Genomic DNA, 1,918 nt, shown 5'->3' with positions numbered 1-1,918 from the left:
AGTGCGTCCAGCTAAGCTGGACCATACTAACTGATGAAAGTTCAGTCGAGGTAATTGCCAAGAAGCCTTGTAACTAACTACCAAGCGTAATAGAAATATTGGGTTTGAAGCGTGGGGATAAAGTAACCCGGAAGGGTGCGAGTGAAAATACAGATTGTAATATAAAATGAATTCTGCCGCATCGTTATGCATGTCTCCGACAGGAGGAAAAGAGGAAGTCGAGCTTTGTGCATTTGGGCGAAGACCATGGACGATAGGAAGAACTTGGAACGCACTATCAAAGAATCCTTCGGTGTAGGGGAAGCAATATGTATTGAAAGTATGGTTCGGAACTGGAGAGACCTTCCTTTGCACAACAATTGTTGTAAAGAAAATTCATATAAGCCATATGGTGAAATTGATATTTTGCGAAGAAGGAGTCGGAGGAGTTCATAGTACCTATGATTTTATAGACAACAAAACTATAGATAGGAAAGGGACTCTACTTTATTCAAATTTTTGGAGGAGGTAAGAGTGAGTGAATGCGAAAGCTAACAACACCATAGACAAAGTTCGAGAACTCCAAAAGAAATTATATCTAAGTGCCAAAATCAATAAAAGAAGAAAATTTCACGCTTTATATGACAAAATCTACAGAAGAGATATACTACTCAAAGCTTGGGAACAGGTAAAAGTCAATAATGGTATTGGTGGAATAGATGGTATATATATAGACGATGTTATTGAATACGGAGAAAGTAAGTTTATAGAAGAAATACAAAAAGAATTAATAGAAAATAGCTATAATCCTAAACCAGTAAAAAGAGTCTATATACCAAAGAAAGACGGAAAGAAAAGACCATTAGGAATACCAATACTGAAAGATAGAGTAGTACAAATGGCAACTAAAATAGCTATAGAACCTATATTTGAAGCTGATTTTAAAGATAGTTCTTATGGTTTTAGACCTAAAAGAAATGCTCATGATGCATTAGAAGTAATAAGAAATAGATGCAATCGTAGAGGATGGTGGGTTCTAGATGCTGATATTAGTAGCTATTTTGATAATATTAATCATAATAAATTGATGTTATTAATAGAGCAAAGAATATCAGATAGAAGAGTGTTAAAGCTTATAGAGAAATGGCTAAAATCAGGAATAATAGAAAAAGGTAAATTTAAAGAGAGTACAATTGGTTCTCCGCAAGGAGGGGTAATAAGTCCACTACTTTCAAATATATACCTAAATTATTTTGATACAATATGGGATAAATACTATAGTCATCTTGGAACTCTTGTTAGATATGCTGATGATTTTGTTATCATTTCGAGGACAAGAAAAGAAATACAGCACGCATATTTTACAGTTAAAAGCATTTTTAAAAAGTTAGAGTTAAGTTTACATCCTACTAAAACAAAATTTGTTAGTATGTGGGAAGGAAAAGAAGGATTTGATTTCTTAGGTTTTCATCATAGGCGTAGCCAGGAAGAAAATAGAGAAGGTAAAAGATTTTATACAACAATACAAATACCAACTAAAAAGGCTATGAAAAGTATGAGAGAAAAGATTAAAAATGTACTTGGAAATAGGAAAACTTTAGTTAATGATATGTATGAAATGGTACAAATACTTAATAGAAAACTAACTGGTTTCAAAAATTACTATAAACTAAAATATGCAAGGAAACAACTAAATAAAATTGATTGGTACGTCATAACAAGATTTATTATTTGGTATAACCATAAGAAACAAAGGCGACCACGTCATAAAGGACTAAATGAAGTAGTAAATAATTTAAACGGAATGAAGCTAGTGAAACTTGCAATTTAATGGTTGAATGCATTAGAAAGAAGAATATCGGAAAGCCGTGTGCGGAAAAACCGCATGCACGGTTTGATGAGGGGAAAGAGGCGAGAGCCTCCGACCTACTCTACCAAT

General features: G+C 33.4%; 1 protein-coding gene. It reads left to right on the top strand.

Annotated features, from left to right (window positions below; genetic code table 11):
• The first annotated feature begins 517 nt into the window (after nt 1–517).
• Complete coding sequence (gene ltrA / locus ACVHXK_RS18580; RefSeq protein WP_461207902.1) at nt 518–1,810, top strand: group II intron reverse transcriptase/maturase; 1,293 nt, start codon at nt 518–520, stop codon at nt 1,808–1,810.
• Nucleotides 1,811–1,918: the final 108 nt, after the last annotated feature.

This window comes from Clostridium sp. DL1XJH146, assembly GCF_054819755.1.
The sequence above is the reverse complement of the archived record's forward strand: the minus strand, read 5'-3'. Positions and strand labels throughout refer to the sequence as shown.